We start from the raw sequence: 15,805 nt of genomic DNA, 5'->3' as shown, positions 1-15,805 counted from the left end.
TGCTAGGCTACAGTGAATATTCTATCGGTAAATTATTGTGAATGAATTTATTATTATTGATGATCGGAAAATAGGTAAGGATTATCCTCCATATATCATTGCAGAGCTATCCGCTAACCATAATGGGGATATTGAGCGCGCCTTTAAAATTATGGAAGCAGCAAAAAAGGCCGGTGCAGACGCTATTAAACTTCAAACTTATACGCAAGATACTATTACGATTGATTGCGACTCTGAAGACTTTCAAATAAAAGGGGAAATGTGGGGAGGGAAGACGTTATACCAGCTATACAAAGAGGCTCATATGCCTTGGGAGTGGCATAAGCCTCTTTTTGAAAAAGCTAAAGAGTTAGGCATAACAATATTTAGTTCCCCTTTTGACTTCTCTGCTGTTGATTTATTACAAACATTAGATGCTCCTGCTTATAAAATAGCATCCTTTGAGCTAATAGATTTACCGTTAATTGCTTATGTCGCAAAAAGCGGAAAACCAATGATTATCTCAACTGGAATGGCGACAGAAAATGAAATATCTGATGCAATAAATACTGCAAGAGATAATGGTTGTAGTGAATTAATTGTACTGAGATGTGTAAGTGAGTATCCGGCTTCACCAGAAGACTACAAATTAAAACTAATTCCATACCTTGCAGAAAAGTTTGATGTTATTACTGGTTTATCTGATCATACTTTAGATAACACCACCGCGATTACAAGTGTTGCAATGGGCGCATGTGTTATTGAAAAACATGTAACACTTGATAGATCTGGTGGAGGACCTGATGATAGCTTTTCATTAGAGCCTAAAGAACTCACAGAGCTGTGTTCTAGTACCAAATCAGCGTGGCTTGCTCTTGGTGATGAAGTTTTTGAAAAAGAATCAGGTGAATTTAGTCACATCAAAGCACGCAGATCTTTATATATAGTTGAAGATATAGCGAAAGGTGAGAAATTTACAGCACAAAATATAAGAAGTATTCGACCTGGCTATGGTTTGCTACCCAAGTATTATGACGAACTACTTGGGAAAACTTGTAATGCCGATGTTTGTAGAGGAACTCCATTGTCAAAAAAATTTATAGACTTTAAATTTTCAGATGATGTGAGTTAGAAAATGCAGACTTCATTAATATTCAATTATCTATTTACGGACTACCGTTAAAAATTATGAGTGCTATTTGTATAATCCCAGCAAGAGGTGGAAGTAAAAGAATACCAAAGAAGAATATTAAAGATTTTCTTGGGAAGCCTATTATTGCCTATTCTATTGAAGCGGCAATAAAGTCAGAGTTGTTTGATGAGGTCATGGTCTCAACTGATAGTGAAGAGATTGCTAATATTGCAAAGGCTTTTGGTGCTATTGTTCCATTTATGAGAAGTAAAAAAAATTCTGATGACTTTTCAACCACCGCAGATGTTCTATCTGAAGTTATACAAACCTACAAAGCTATAGGGAAAAATTTTGATATTGCTTGTTGCTTATATCCTGCAGCGCCACTAGTGACGCCAAAAAAATTAAAGGATGGACTTAGAAGTTTAGTTAGTAATAATTTTGATTCAGTGTTTCCAGTTGTTCAGTTTTCAACGCCAATACAGAGAAGTTATAAGCTTACTGATGGAAAATTAGCATTGAACTGGCCTGAATATAGGAACGCTAGAACACAAGACGTTGAACCTTCATTTTATGATTCGGGGCAGTTTTATTGGTTTTCTGTTAATCAATACCTTGAGACAGGGGATATTATAACCACTAACTGTGGGGCAATTGAAATACCTGAAATTGAATCTCAAGATATTGATAATGAAACAGATTGGTTATTAGCAGAAATGAAATTTCAGCTGTGTAACCGAGAGAGGCTGATTAAATGAAGATCGATATAATAACCGATGGTAATAATCAATTGGGTTTGGGGCATATTTATCAAACGTTGACACTAATAGATTATTTGTTAGAGCAGGATTCGACGCTTGATATTAACTTATACACTAAAAGTGAGCCTTCAGTTATATCTCTATTAAAAAGGAGTGGTTGTGAGGTTACTTTTTGCTCTAATGATCGAGAAATATTGGATTTACTTGTACAACGACAAGCTGAGCGTATTATTTTCGATAAGCTCGATGTGTTTCCTGAGCTAGCAAAAAATATTAAGCAACTATTAACGGCGAAGCTTTTTATTTTTACGAACTTAACAGAGGCAAATAATTACGCTGATGTCACACTACTTGCTGATATTGGGAGTAACTTTAAAAATATTTATAAAAAGGATGCTCGTTCTGGAAAGGTTGAATTTTTTGGGCCTAAGTATTGGATATTACGCCCGGAATTTTATCGCTATAGGTTAGCTAAAAAAACTCCTCTTGGAGATGTTCGAAAAATAATGCTGATATTTGGAGGCTCTGATCCATCAAACTTCTCATCAGCGGTATTAATGGAAATATTAAAGATGACGATGAGTTTTCAAGTAACACTCGTTATTGGGAGTAGTTTTGCACATACTGCTGAACTTGAGCGAGTTATTAATGGCAATCAATCTAATTCAGATGTATCTGTTTATCAAAATATTTCAAATGTCGCTGAAATGATGTCATTGCATGATGTTGTTTTTGCTTCCCCTGGATTGTCATTTTTTGAGTCGATAGTAATTGGAACACCGGTTGTTGGATTTCATCAAAATGAATTGCAAAAAAAGGCTTACCAAAATGTTTTTCCAACGTTGGGCAAAAAAGATATTAAAAACATCTCTAAAATATTGGTTAATAAAAATTTTATTTTTAGCGACAATTGTGCCATCAAAAGAATGGCAATAGGCGAAGGAAAAAATGAAATACTTCAAGAAATACTATCAAGTTAATAGCAATCAAATATAAGTTGGGAATAGATAAAATGTCAGCAAATTTTTCATGGAAAAAACTAGGACAAATATTTGAACCTAAAGGCCAGTTTGATTGGGTAGCGTCACATGGCATGCTGCCAACTGTAGATCATGTTGAGGGAGATGTTTTTCGTATTTACTTCTCCGGTCGAGATGTGAATAACATTTCAAAAACAGGCTTTGTAGAAATTAATATTAATTCCCCCTTAGATATATTGCACTTATCAGAATCACCGGTATTGGATATTGGTGAGTTAGGGAGCTTTGATGATAACGGTGTTTCGCCTACGTGTATGGTAAATGATGGCGATAAAAAATATTTTTATTTTATGGGCTGGAACAAAGGTTCAAAAGTTCGTGCGGCTGAAGTTTCAGGATTGGCCATTAGTGAAAATAATGGTGAGACATTTAGCCGACTATCTCGAGCCCCCATTATAGATCGAACAGATGCTGAACCTTATACTATTTTGGTTATATCTTGCATTATTATTGAAAATGGCATTTGGCGAATGTGGTATGACTCTGCAGATTGTTGGTTAACTGAAGAGCTACCAAGATATAACATCAAATATGCAGAATCTGTTGATGGTATTCATTGGAAAAGAGATGGTATTGTTGCTGTTGATTATAAAGATGATCGTGAAACGCGAGTTTCAAGAGCGAGCATTATAAAAGATAACGGACTATACAGAATGTGGTACTGCTACGCTATAGGGGCAGGAGGCTATGAAATGGGCTACGGAGAGTCACTAGACGGCTATCAATTTACAAGGTTAGATCACAAAGTAGGTATTAGTGTTTCAAAGTCGGGCTGGGACTCAGAAATGATTTGTTACCCTAATGTCTTTAGGCATAATGATAAGACATATATGCTTTACTCCGGAAATGGCTATGGTCGTGAAGGCTTCGGGATTGCCGTCCTAGAAGAAAATAATGATGAAAAGTAGCTTTTCTAAAAAAAGAGTGTTGGTTTTCGGTGCTGCTGGATTCATGGGGACATACTTAATTGATGCCTTATTGAATTCAAATTATCACGTTGTAGCGTCAGATATTGATGCTTCAAATGAAGATTATTTTCTAGAACGAAATATTCCATTTATTAATATAGATATTACTAAGCAGGATGACTTTCTAAAGTTGGAAGGAAAATTTTTTGATGTAGTGGTACACCTTGCAGCTCATCAGCCAGCAAATGTTAGCGATAAAAATGATGATCCTGAAAGCTACATGCAAGTAAATGTTATCGGTACTCTTAATATTCTTAAATATTGTAAGAATAGTCATGTTGGAAAAGTCATTTATGGCAGCTCTCATCGGAATACTCAAGGCTTATGGCCTGCAAATAAGCCGTTGTCAGAAAGTGATGGGCGTGCAATTAAATTTGATACTGAGTACACTTTATTTAGTATTTCTGAAACGGCAGCTCAAGATTTAGTTGAATATTACAATACGCAGCATGATCTCCAGTGTATTACGTTTAGACTCCCTCCCGTGTATGGTTATGGACCACATACTGAAATATTTAAAGGTGGCAAGCCTATTAAAACAGGGTTTCAAATCTTTATAGATAAAGCTATTACTGGTGAGTCCATAGAGGTTTGGGGTGATACTAATGTTGGTCGAGATATTATTTATATAAAGGACGTAATTAATGCTTTTGTTTTAGCCATTGAACATCCAGATGCAAGGGGGCTTTTTAATATAACGTCAGGAAAAAAATTAACTTTAATGGAAGAAGTAGAAACCATTATTGATGTTTTTAGTGAGCAAAATAATAAGCCAGAACTGATAAAAAGACCTGACATTAGCAATAATATTGACTCTTTTTATTATGACATAAGTAAAGCAAAAGAAGTGTTAGGGTGGTCACCTTCATTTAGTTTCAAGGATATGTTAGTTGATTTTATTAAAGAATCTAGCGCTAAAAAATTTAGCCACTTAGTGGATAAAAGGCAAGTTAATATAAATGAATATAATCAATAAGGAAAAATTATGTTAGAGATCGATGGTATTGAATTGATGGGTGAAAATGTTAAATCGAAATTAAAGTCGTGTGGTGAAAATGTAACTATATACCCAATGGCTAAGATTGCGTTTCCACATACTGTTGAGATTGCGTCAAATGCGAAAGTAAGGGATTTTGCATTCATCTTTGCTGGTGAAGGGGTCAAAATAGGAGAGTATAGTGATATTCAGCCACATACCGTTATATGGGGAGGAGGGCTAACTATTATTGGTGATCGTGTATCTACTGGACCGGGCACAGTTTTTCTCTCACAAACCTATAGTCACAAAACGCCAGGTCTAAAAATGGTTGACGGGATGGGAGACGAGCAAAGTGAAATTTTAGGCGGTGTACTTGAAGTTGGTAATGATGTTTATATTGGTGCCAATAGTACAATTATGCCGGTTAAAATAGGCGAAGGTTGTGTTATCGGGGCAGGTAGTTTTGTAGGAAAGGACTGTGAACCATGGGGTATTTATATCGGTAGCCCCGCCAAACGTGTAGGCGAAAGAGAGCGGTGATTGGTACTTGTTCGATAATGCAGCCCACCTTTATTCCTTGGGTGGGTTATTTTGATTTAATTGATACGGCCGATAAATTTATATTTTATGATGATGTTCAGTTTACCAAGCAAAGTTGGCAGTGTAGAAACCGCATAAAAACTGCAAATGGTATTACATGGCTAACGGTGCCACTGAAAAAACATGCGTTAGCTGAAAGAATTAATCAAGTAGAAATAAATAACTCCAGGCCATGGATATCTAAGTTACTAAAAACATTATTTTACAACTACCAAAAGGCACCATTCTTTAAGGAGGTTTATAGTTTTATTGAAGAGATCTTTAGACATCGAGAATATTTGCTACTATCAGAATTAACTATTGAAATTATTCTAGCGGTAGTAAGCAAGCTAGAAATTAAAACTGATGTACAGTTGAGCTCTTCTCTTGCTACCTTAGATGGAGGGCGTAATGGCAATCTGGTTAATATATGCCAAGAATTGAAGTGTTCTAATTACCTTTCTCCTAAAGGCTCATCGGTATATATCGAATCGGAAAAATCCGGTGGAATATTCGCAGAACATGATATAAATTTGCAATATCAAAATTATACTCACCCGGAGTATACTCAAAATTATGGGGTGTTTGAACCATACATGAGTGTTATAGATTTACTTTTTTATGAAGGCTTTCAGCGCTCTATGGATATTATTAGAAGTGGTCGTGGGACAAACTTAACCTCAGCACAACTATAGTCATAATACGCACTCTTAACAATCAAAAAGCAAATTGATTTACTTTTTGGGGGGAACGATGAAGCGACCAAGATTAGCCGATTGGAAACTGTTAATTGAATTACCCATAATAAGCGGTCTTGCGATTGCTTATTCTTATAAACAAAACCTCCAAAATATTTTTTAAAAGCTGGGCTGATAAACGCTAAAATTTTGAAAGTAGATGAAATACTTTTAATGGAGAGCGTGTAGTTTACTAAAGCTGTATTATCTTTGATTTCAAAGACATTATTTCCTCTTAAGCGGTAATAATGAGAGTGATGAGTAGCCAAGAGCAATGGCTATCTATTATTGAAGATCAATAAACCAGCGGCTTGCTCATCTAATTTGAATATTTTTACGTTTTATCATTTTTTATAGTTAAATGGGCTAGTCAAGTGGTAACGTCACAGGATGAAAGTATTTCATCCTGTTCTTAATCCTTACGTTTTAGCTTTACGTTTGAATAATAAAAGCTCTGAATTGAACTCGTCAACTGTTTCATAACCGTAAGGAATAATACTGGAATCTACTAATTCATAATTTGGTAACATTGAGTTGTAATCATCTGATTTTATGGGTGTCTTAACGCCTACTGGATTTTCATTAGTCTTAATTTGTTTTCCTTCACGCATATTCCGTAACAATACCCATTTTGCATTTAAGCGTGAAACATGATTACAATAATTTTGAACTATCGTTGGCTCCATTTCTTGGAACGAAATAAAATTAACAAACAAGTCAACGGAACCTTGTAACATTTCAATTTGCCATGAACAGAAGACAGACGCCTGTGGTAAATCTTCAATCTTAATAATTTTTAGATCTTTTGTTTTATGATAAGAGCTCACGTTCTCCTCACCTAAAACCTGACTTAAATAATATTGGGCTATATAACTTGTTGGGGGGATATCCACATCTATATATTTGAGTCCTTCAATATTTGAAGAAGCTAGCACCTCGCCCAAGCTTCCAAATCCACCACCAATTTCTAATACTACTCTTGGAACGTCGCCATTTAAATGCTTTTTCAAAAAAGCTAACCCTAATAGATAGTTTAAAGAAGAGCGGCTAAACCATCTGCCTTCGAACTCAAAGTGCTCGATAGGATCTCCTTCTTTGCTTTCACTAAATTGGTGAAGCTCAGGTAAAGAACGGATATCATCAGATGCTTTTAAAACTCTATAGTCACTAAGTGCTTGAGTAAGTCCATCAAGAAACAGCCCCAAGCCTAATTGAGGTTTTTTAGCATTTGGGTGATTTTCAAGTAACCAATTTTTCAATCCTTTTACCTGTTCTTGACTAAACCCTCCTCCTGGAGAACCATAAGTTGGAGCGAAAAATGAAAGAGGTAAAGGCAATGATCTAAATTTTTCAATACCTTCACGGTAAAGCTCCTCAACGATTTCTGCTGAGGCATTCTCCCAAAAAGAAGATGGTTTAAAAATTTCATCTTGTGTCTCTAGTGCCAAACGAGATTCAGCCAACTCTGGGTATTCAAACATAAAGTAATGGTCCTAAATAGATCGAAAAATATTAATAAATATATTATAGCGAAAGATATTGCTGTCTTCATTTCAATTTTTATCAAATCAAGTTTAATATCTTTTAACGGCTGGTTTTCAATTTTTTTTGTGTGTGAGTGGAATTGTTGTAAGGCGATATTATGTTTTGATTGATTTTTCGCGAAATAAAATTTATGCCCTAAAACTAGTATCCCAACTTGCGTGTTGCATTTTACCTGTGACACTAATTATTTTCTTTCAATGGCGTATACCTTGGTAATAGTCTTGCAAATGGTATTGATATTGCGATTCGATTGAATAATTATCAAGTTTAGTGTTTTTTATAAATATTTATGCTTTATCTTAAAAATTTCTGTTGATTGAATATCAGAAAAAGTCATTTTTATATTGAATTTATGTGAAATTAGTAATGCTCTTTTAGTGTAACCTATGACTGATTATCGATAAATTTATTGCTCCATCACCTGTATAAATCTGACATTCATTTTCTCTAAACGTTGCGTCCAATATCTAGTATTGATTATCCTCTATAACCCTATGCCAACATATATACCCTGTGGCCATTTCAACCTCTTTTAGTGAATGACATTTTCCAATATATACCCATGCAGATTGTTATAACAATATATCTTTAAGCGCCTGAATCACAGAGTCTTGCTGCTCATCAGTCATTTGATGAAAAAGTGGAATACTAATCGCTCGTTTGTAGTAATTTTCAGCGTTAGGGAACTGTCCTACTTTACTTCCTCTATTTTTATAAAAAGGCTGAAGATGGATCGGAATATAATGTAAATTAACACCTATATTTTTTTGACGCAGTGCATCAAAAACTTGTTGGTGGCTCAGTGTTATTTCAGCTAGTTTGAGCTGGATAACGTATAAGTGCCTGGTGGAGTAACTGTCGCTGGTTTGTTCGGGCAAAGTTAACGGAAAATCACGTAATTTTTCATTATAGCGCTTGGCGAGCTTGTTACGCTTATTAACAAATTCAAATAGTTTGGTTAATTGACTTATTCCTAATGCTGCTTGCATTTCGGTCATACGATAATTGAAACCTAGTTCAATTTGTTGATAGTACCAAGCACCATGGGTTGGCTCAGTCATTAACTTATCATCACGAGTAATGCCATGGTTTCTAAGCAATGCCATTCTTTTAGCTAATTTTGCATTGTTCGTGGTGGCAACGCCACCTTCAGCCGTTGTAATTATTTTTACCGGATGAAAGCTAAATACCGCTATATCGCTAAACTGGCAACCACCTATTGGGTTACTTTTATATTTACCGCCAATGGCGTGTGATGCATCTTCGATGATTGCAAAGCTATATGTTTTACTAAGTTCATGGATTTTATCCATATCACAAGGCTGACCACATAAATGGACAGGAATAACTATGTTAGGTAGAGGTAAATTATTTTGCTTAGCATGGGTTAACTTGTTTTCTAGTGCATTTGTGCTCAAGTTATAAGTATCGGGATCTATATCAACAAAATCCACGTCAGCGCCACAATATAAAGCGCAGTTTGCACTTGCTACAAATGAAATCGGAGATGTCCACACTACATCGCCTTTTGATAGCCCTAAGGCTAAACAAGCTAAATGCAGTGCTGATGTCGCAGAATTCACAGCAATGGCATGGTTAGCCTTAGTAGTCGCCATTATTTTGCTTTCGAATAATGGTACTTGTGGCCCTTGAGTTAAAAAGTCAGATTTTAGAACCTCAACTACCGCATCAATATCATGTTGAGAAATATCTTGCTTGCCGTAGGGGATCATTGTTCGGCCATTTGGTTGAACGTCAGCAACTGCTCAACAGTTAAAAATTCAGGGTTGTTTTTTGAATTATACTCGAAATTTGAATCAACGAGTTGGCCGCGCTCCTCTATGAGATTGACGGTAAAATCATTGCTTCTACTAGAAAATTTAATACTTGGTGCTATAACAAAGTGATCATCGTATTCATAGGTATGATAGGAATCATCAGCTGGGCACATTATTTCATGTAATTTCTCGCCTGGCCTAATACCAATGATCTTGATTGGCAAGTTAGGCGCCATAGCTTTGGCTAAATCTACTATTCTCATGGATGGAATTTTAGGTACAAAAATTTCGCCACCCAACATACGTTCAAAGTTTTTTAGAACAAAGTCAACACCATCTTGTAAGTTGATCCAAAAACGTGTCATCTCATTGTGAGTAACAGGTATTTCTGCAGCATTTTCATTAATTAATTTTTCAAAAAAAGGTACTACTGAACCACGTGAACCAACAACGTTGCCATAACGAACAACTGCAAAAGTAGTATTATGTCCGCCCGAAATATTATTGGCAGCAACAAATAGTTTGTCTGATACTAACTTAGTAGCGCCGTATAAATTAACTGGGTTAGCAGCTTTGTCTGTTGATAAGGCTATTACCTTACTAACATTATTTGCCAACGCAGCAGATATAACATTTTCAGCGCCATTTATATTTGTTTTAATACATTCCATTGGATTGTATTCTGCGGCAGGCACTTGCTTTAATGCCGCAGCATGTATAACAAAGTCAACACCATTCATTGCTTGAGTTAGGCGTTCTTTATCGCGAACGTCCCCAATAAAGTAACGCATACAAGGCTGGTTGAAATCTTGCTGCATTTCAAATTGCTTTAATTCATCGCGAGAATATATGATGATTTTATTTGGAGTATAATTTTTTAATAGTGTTTTGACGTACTTTTTCCCAAAAGAACCCGTACCACCAGTGATGAGAATGTTTTTATTGTTGAACATTACTTTTAATGCCTTTTGGGTTGTTTAAAATTTATTTTAACAAATTATAAATATGATGAGTTACTTAGTGCTTCTATCTGTGTAAATTCATGATTGAATATCAACGGTGAACTAATAACCGTGTGCATTTAAGTAAGCATATAATATACCAATTTAATTTTTAATTGAATACAGAGCTTTACTTCAAAGTAGTAAATATAACTCATAATAGCTAAGAGTATATACTGTGGTACATAGACTAATTAATTTAATATGGTCTAACTAACAAGCTATGATATCTTCTTATTCTTTTAGTTGGCATGTACCCTAAATAGCTTCGCTTTTACCTTGAATTATATTTTATATTACTTGATTACTTAAAATGGGCAGATACTTTGTCTTAAAGTTTTTCAGTGTCTAAAAATATTGATGCAGTCTTATCGCTACTAAACGTTATTCATGAGCCGTGCTGCTTTGTTAGTATCTAACTATCGAAAATCGTATGGCTTGGTAATGAACTAGATAAAAATAGCTAGAATAAGTATTTCATATTACATGTGAATTACAGGTTACTCGGAATATTTTTACGTACGAAAAAAACACGTAGATAGTGATAGTTAAAATCTTATAAGTACAACTTGACTTATCATTGGGGTTAATACTTTTGGTATAATTTGGTAACTTTCTTGCGACCCTTTAACTTTAAAAGTTTCTCAGCGATAGCTTGTTTACTTAGTTGTGCTTTTTCTGTTAATTGCTGATCAAGTGAAGCCATTTCATTAACTAGAGGGAGCTCTGTGCTAAGTTGCTTTTGTGTGTAAACTTTAAACAATTCGGCGATAAGAGACTGACGCTCTGCAGCTATATTTGCTAGCAGCTCGCCAGTTAATTGACTTTCTTCATTGGTTACGATGCTCTGCTGGCTCTCTTCACTATTATTATCTTCTAATTGAGATAACAATTGTTTTGATAAGCTATTAATAGCTAAAAGGCAAGATTGCACACTGTCAATCACTAGAAACTGACCTGTGTTTGATTTTCAATAGGGATAGCATCCCAGCCTGATTTTATTGGAATCAATACTTGAGCCACATCATTAAGTTTATCAATATCATTATCGGTACTCGCTTCAAGTAATTTTTCAGAACAAAATAGGTAGAGATCAGATAAATTCTTTGATATTTCTCCACCTTGTTCAAAATCAAGAGAAGATTCTAATACACCAATAATGGCAATTGCATTGGATAGCTCAGAACCTTTTTTAGCATAATTTTTTTGCGCGATAGCACCTTTAGCGGTTGCTATGTTATCTAACAGTTTTTGAAACAGTAACGCGACTAGGCGATATGGGGAGGCTTCGCCTGCGTTGCCCATTTCTGTTTGTTGATATTTCTTTAACGATATATGAGCCATTTTTTACTCCAAAATAACACTTACTTGGTGTCGATATATTACTTTAGTTCAAGCGTATTATTGATAACAACAGAGAAACCCTCACTCTGTGCTTTTTTAAAGGCGCTTATTAATGTTGCATGTTGAATACCTTCAATATTGTCAATAAGGCCATTTTCAGTAATCTCTATGTTATCCCAACCTCGGCTAACCAAATATTGCTCGATTTCAGCAAGTTGTTCATCTAAATTATCATTGCTTGAAAACATATTAAAAGCATATCTATTTCCTAGTGTTTGTTCATTGCTTTCAGCGATACATTCAGCACTACCATTTAATATTAACATTTATCTGTCCTATCATATTTAAAATACCTAAGTTTTCTAGGTATTCATGAATCGTGCCATTTATCCTGTCAGAGGATTGACTGCACATATTAATACTGGCAAGAATAACGGCTTAGCCGAGTAATTGCAGCATTCTTTCGGGTATCGATTGACTCTGGCTTGCCAATGCAGTAGTTGCTTGCGCTTTTATTTGTTGAGAAACTAACGTTGCTGTCTCTTGAGCATAATCGGTATCTTGTATACGTGAACGGCTGGCCGTTACATTAGTTTGTATATTATTAAGATTACTTATTGTGTGCTCGAGTCTGTTGACGAAAGCGCCCAAATGCGAACGTTGGTTGTCAACAAACTGTAATGCGCTATCTATCGTGCCTATTGCAAGCTGATAATCATCTTTTAAATCTAGTGCATCTAAACCAAGATTATCGCTAGAAAAACCAGCAACTTTGATATTTAGCGTTTGGTTTGCGTCTGCACCTATTTGAAAAGATGTTGTTTTCCCACTAATGCTCACAGATGTACTGTAATCTTCTAGGGCAACTTCATTAAAGCTTGTTGGGTCCCAATTATTGCCTGAACCAAAATCAGTGTTGGTTGCATTATTATCACCACTAACAAAATAACTATCAAAATTTGCGGTCGTTTTAGCGCTGCTAGCGCCAACAATCGTTTCTTCTCGGCTAGCACCTCCTGCGGCATCTAAACCACCAAAAGCCCCATTGTCGGTATTGCCAGTATTAATGTTCGCTGTCACAAAGTCTTCAAATGTTGTACCAGCCATTAATGTGGTTTGTAAGGCCGCGTTATTGGCAAAAGTGCCTTGTGCAGCAAGGGAAGCGTCAAAAGTATTACCTGCAGATAAACTTGTCATAATATCTTTAATGCCAGCTTCACCTACTTGCTCTTCTAAATAACGCATAGTGATATAGCCACCAGAATACACTCCGGCTACTTGAAGGCTAGTTGGCGTAGCGGGAAGTCCTGCAGTGCTAGTGAATATACTATTTAATTCAGTTTTAATTGCCCCAATACCACCTAAGGCTGCAACATCAGCTGCTACCCTATCATCAGCGCCACTGACCGCTTCAGCTGTTCCTTCCACAAACCAAGTGGGCGTTGCAGATAAGTTCATTTGGTTTGCCATCACAGCGTGTGTCATCTCATGTAAAATAGTCGACTTTAGTGATTTGATTTTGCTGGAATCTAAAGTAGAAAAATCATCTAAATCAATTGTCATTACTAGCTCAGAGCCTGCGGGCGCAAGATATGATACAGAGGCTAATTTACCGCCAGCACCATCGACATTCTCAAGGTCAATTTTCATTTTTGCACCATCACCGGATAAACCGAGCACATTTTGAATAATGTCTTCAGACTCTGCTAAAACGCCACTTCGTAATACACCTAAAATATTACGTTCTGCTTCATTTGCGCCGCCTAAACCTAAACGGTCTGTTTGATCAAAAACCTTATTTCCACCAAAGGTTGTTGTTTCATTTATTCTGGTTAACTCTTGCTTTAACTGTTCGCTTTCTTTATTTAGTGCATTTTTATCTTCAGCTGACAATGCGCCATTCCCAGCTTGTAAAGAGAGGTCGCGCATTCTAAATAGTATATTTGTGACTTCTTCTAATGCGCCCTCAGTTGTTTGTGCAAGAGAAATTCCGTCGTTGGCATTACGCTGGGCAACAGAAAGTCCGTTAACTTGTGAAGTTAGTCTATTCGATATTTGTAGGCCAGCAGCATCATCAGCGGCTGAATTAATACGCATACCAGAAGACAAACGAGTGAAGGTAACAGATATTCCGTTGGAATTACTGCTAAGTTGACGCTGTAAAAATAAGTTTGTGCTATTGGTCAGTATGCTGTTCATTTCATGCCATACCATGGAGAAAATAATTCAGTTATTACGTGCTTTATCGGTTGTTCTTTATTTTTCTTTAATTAACTTTAACTATTTCCAATAAAAAGCAGCTTTGTAAAGAGGTTATTCATTTGTTTTTAGTCAAAGAAATGGCACAAAGCGTCAATTTTTTGTTGATTAATCAACACAGCAAGCTATTATGACGATAATAATTAAAAGTGACTTAAGAAAGCACTGGGCAAGGATAAAAAATGCAAGGTCAAAAACATATTCTAGTCGTCGATAATGACGCCGCAAGACGTCATCAAATAGAAACTGTTTTAGCCTTTGTTGGCGAACATTTTTTTGTTTTTCCTGAAGATGAAGTCGATAAGCATTTAGCTGAAGTTCCTGACATTTTGACAATTATCCTAAGCGGTAATATTTCTACTAAATTACAAGGAATAATACTTTCTAATCCTACTTGTCCATTTATTTATCATGATGTTGTAGATAAACAAACCATTAAAGGTTATGCAAATATTGTTGGTGAGTTGTCGACACCACTCAATTATGCTCAATTAGTTGAGCTAATACATAATAGCCATCAATACCATAACAATTTACCCTCAAAGCGCAGTGTTAGTGGTCCGAATCCTTTATTTCGCTCTTTAGTTGGCACCAGTGCGCCAATGCAACAAGTACGTTTTTTGATCGAACAAGTGGCCGGTACCGCTGCTAATGTCTTGATTTTAGGTGAATCGGGTACAGGTAAAGAAGTCGTTGCACGAAACATTCATAACTTGTCTGATCGTCACAAAGCGCCTTTTGTACCGGTTAACTGTGGCGCTATTCCGCCAGATTTACTTGAAAGTGAATTGTTCGGCCATGAGAAGGGGGCTTTTACTGGTGCCATTTCAACCCGTAAAGGTCGTTTTGAAATGGCGGAAGGTGGTACCTTATTTCTTGATGAGATAGGCGACATGCCACAACCGATGCAAGTAAAATTATTGCGTGTATTGCAAGAACGCACATTTGAACGTGTAGGAGGGGCAAAAAGCCTTAAAGCTAATGTACGTATTGTCGCAGCTACGCATCAGCACTTAGAAGATATGATCAAAACGAACCAATTTCGTGAAGACTTGTACTACCGGTTAAATGTATTTCCTATTGAAACGCCTGCATTAAGGGAACGTAAAGAAGATATTCCTTTGTTATTGCAAGAACTGATTTCTCGTTTCTCTTCGGAGCAAGGAAAATCGGTACGTTTTACTGATAAAGCTATTGAATCATTAAAAGAGCACCCGTGGGCAGGTAATGTTCGCGAGTTGTCTAACCTAATTGAACGTATGATTATTATGTATTCGGATCAAGTAGTTAATGTTGGACAATTACCATTAAAATATCGCCATATTGATGTTGAAGAATTTCAGCCTGAATACCCTGAGGAGCTACAAGAACGCGAAGCGATTAATGAACTTTTTTCTGGCTTTGAATATGACGAAGACGATGAATCATCTGAGAATGAATCGTCAGTAAATAATAATGCTGCTGTAGATGTATTACCTGCAGAGGGACTAAATTTGAAAGAGTATTTAGCAGATTTAGAAGTCGCATTAATTAATCAAGCGCTAGATAAAAATGACTGGGTTGTCGCACGTTCTGCTGAATTGTTAGGTATGCGCAGGACAACGCTAGTTGAAAAAATGCGTAAATACAGCCTACAAAAAAATAGCTGATTTTGACTAAAACTCCGCTCTAGTAAAATTTAGCTTCATGTGAAATGGCTCTGA

At 36.1% G+C, this 15,805-nt stretch carries 15 protein-coding genes; 8 read left to right on the top strand and 7 right to left on the bottom strand.

The genetic code is table 11. The features are described from left to right. The first annotated feature begins 37 nt into the window (after window positions 1–37). The 7 genes from pseI to B7C41_RS07250 are packed head-to-tail and all read left to right on the top strand — an operon-like array spanning window position 38 to window position 6,133. On the top strand, window positions 38–1,111 hold the full coding sequence (pseI, locus tag B7C41_RS07280) for a pseudaminic acid synthase (RefSeq protein WP_085298134.1): 1,074 nt from the start codon (window positions 38–40) through the stop codon (window positions 1,109–1,111). 56 nt (window positions 1,112–1,167) lie between these two features. Continuing rightward, on the top strand, window positions 1,168–1,869 hold the full coding sequence (gene pseF, locus B7C41_RS07275) for a pseudaminic acid cytidylyltransferase (protein WP_085298133.1): 702 nt from the start codon (window positions 1,168–1,170) through the stop codon (window positions 1,867–1,869). Next, window positions 1,866–2,852, top strand: coding sequence for a hypothetical protein (locus B7C41_RS07270; RefSeq protein ID WP_085298132.1), 987 nt, complete (start codon window positions 1,866–1,868; stop codon window positions 2,850–2,852). The genes pseF and B7C41_RS07270 overlap by 4 nt, the downstream gene beginning before the upstream one ends. Before the next feature lie 32 nt (window positions 2,853–2,884). After that, entirely contained in the window at window positions 2,885–3,820 is a 936-nt protein-coding gene (locus B7C41_RS07265; RefSeq protein WP_085298131.1) for a glycoside hydrolase family protein, read from the top strand. After that, window positions 3,807–4,856: an NAD-dependent epimerase/dehydratase family protein gene (locus B7C41_RS07260; protein WP_085298130.1), complete on the top strand. Its 1,050-nt coding sequence runs from the start codon at window positions 3,807–3,809 to the stop codon at window positions 4,854–4,856. Before B7C41_RS07265 ends, B7C41_RS07260 begins: the two co-directional genes overlap by 14 nt. A gap of 9 nt (window positions 4,857–4,865) precedes the next feature. Further along, window positions 4,866–5,399, top strand: a complete 534-nt coding sequence (locus tag B7C41_RS07255) for an acyltransferase (protein WP_085298129.1) — start codon at window positions 4,866–4,868, stop codon at window positions 5,397–5,399. Window positions 5,400–5,416: 17 nt separating this feature from the next. Then, on the top strand, window positions 5,417–6,133 hold the full coding sequence (locus tag B7C41_RS07250; protein ID WP_143764323.1) for a WbqC family protein: 717 nt from the start codon (window positions 5,417–5,419) through the stop codon (window positions 6,131–6,133). A 461-nt stretch (window positions 6,134–6,594) separates the two neighbouring features. Here B7C41_RS07250 and B7C41_RS07245 read toward each other — a convergent pair whose 3' ends face one another. The 7 genes from B7C41_RS07245 to B7C41_RS07215 form a co-directional block, all read right to left on the bottom strand. Next, on the bottom strand, window positions 6,595–7,656 hold the full coding sequence (locus B7C41_RS07245; RefSeq protein WP_085298127.1) for a putative sugar O-methyltransferase: 1,062 nt from the start codon (window positions 7,654–7,656) through the stop codon (window positions 6,595–6,597). Between the two features lie 636 nt (window positions 7,657–8,292). Further along, complete coding sequence (gene pseC / locus B7C41_RS07240; protein ID WP_085298126.1) at window positions 8,293–9,453, bottom strand: UDP-4-amino-4,6-dideoxy-N-acetyl-beta-L-altrosamine transaminase; 1,161 nt, start codon at window positions 9,451–9,453, stop codon at window positions 8,293–8,295. After that, window positions 9,450–10,451: a UDP-N-acetylglucosamine 4,6-dehydratase (inverting) gene (gene pseB / locus B7C41_RS07235; RefSeq protein WP_085298125.1), complete on the bottom strand. Its 1,002-nt coding sequence runs from the start codon at window positions 10,449–10,451 to the stop codon at window positions 9,450–9,452. The genes pseC and pseB overlap by 4 nt, the downstream gene beginning before the upstream one ends. A 634-nt stretch (window positions 10,452–11,085) precedes the next feature. Then, on the bottom strand, window positions 11,086–11,445 hold the full coding sequence (locus B7C41_RS07230; RefSeq protein ID WP_085298124.1) for a hypothetical protein: 360 nt from the start codon (window positions 11,443–11,445) through the stop codon (window positions 11,086–11,088). Continuing rightward, window positions 11,445–11,843, bottom strand: a complete 399-nt coding sequence (gene fliS / locus B7C41_RS07225) for a flagellar export chaperone FliS (RefSeq protein ID WP_085298123.1) — start codon at window positions 11,841–11,843, stop codon at window positions 11,445–11,447. Before fliS ends, B7C41_RS07230 begins: the two co-directional genes overlap by 1 nt. A 38-nt stretch (window positions 11,844–11,881) precedes the next feature. After that, a complete protein-coding gene (locus B7C41_RS07220) occupies window positions 11,882–12,169 on the bottom strand; it encodes a hypothetical protein (RefSeq protein ID WP_085298122.1) in 288 nt (95 codons plus the stop codon). A gap of 112 nt (window positions 12,170–12,281) precedes the next feature. After that, window positions 12,282–14,042, bottom strand: coding sequence for a flagellinolysin (locus B7C41_RS07215; RefSeq protein WP_085298121.1), 1,761 nt, complete (start codon window positions 14,040–14,042; stop codon window positions 12,282–12,284). Window positions 14,043–14,284: 242 nt separating this feature from the next. On the opposite strand from B7C41_RS07215, the gene B7C41_RS07210 reads away from it, so the two are divergent. Further along, window positions 14,285–15,751 (top strand): sigma-54 dependent transcriptional regulator, encoded by a 1,467-nt coding sequence (locus B7C41_RS07210; RefSeq protein ID WP_085298120.1) that lies wholly within the window; start codon window positions 14,285–14,287, stop codon window positions 15,749–15,751. Window positions 15,752–15,805: the final 54 nt, after the last annotated feature.

This window comes from Cognaticolwellia mytili, from assembly GCF_002104475.1.
GTDB classification, from domain to species: domain Bacteria; phylum Pseudomonadota; class Gammaproteobacteria; order Enterobacterales; family Alteromonadaceae; genus Cognaticolwellia; species Cognaticolwellia mytili.
This window is presented reverse-complemented; position numbering and strand designations above follow the sequence as displayed.